This window comes from Pseudoalteromonas sp. BMB (assembly GCF_001709235.1).
In the GTDB taxonomy this organism is placed as follows: domain Bacteria; phylum Pseudomonadota; class Gammaproteobacteria; order Enterobacterales; family Alteromonadaceae; genus Pseudoalteromonas; species Pseudoalteromonas maricaloris.
Genome location: NZ_MBQA01000083.1, coordinates 1 through 386 on the forward strand (window position 1 = coordinate 1; position 386 = coordinate 386).

Annotated in this window: 1 pseudogene; it reads right to left on the minus strand. The window is 49.0% G+C overall.

Annotation, left to right across the window (positions count from 1 at the left end):
* Positions 1-386: pseudogene (locus tag BB427_RS24415) on the minus strand (hypothetical protein); the annotation flags it as partial.

A 386-nucleotide genomic window follows, 5' to 3' on the forward strand; every position in this document is an offset into this window, starting at 1 on the left:
CCCGTTTTGTCTTCAGCCAACTGTTCCTTAGATTTCATCATCTCAAGCCTGGCCTGTTCCACATTGCTTAACTTATCGAATCCGCCAACAGGCATGACAGGGGCACTGCCGTCGGACTTCTTCTGGATGACGAAGTTGGGTTTCACACCCTCCTTTTGCTTTTTCTGCTCCTCAAGCATCGCCTGCCTCTTCTTTTCGGCTTCTTCTAAACGTTTCCTCTTTGCTTCCGCCTCCCTCTGCTTCTTCTCTTCTATTTCTCGTTGTCTTTGCTCTTCCTGCTTCCTCTTGAGTTCCATGAGACGCTTTTCTTGCTCAGCTCTCGTCACTTTTCGTTTCGCTTGACGCTCCTTCAGCTTCCTAAGTTCTTCCTCTTCTTTGGCTCGCTG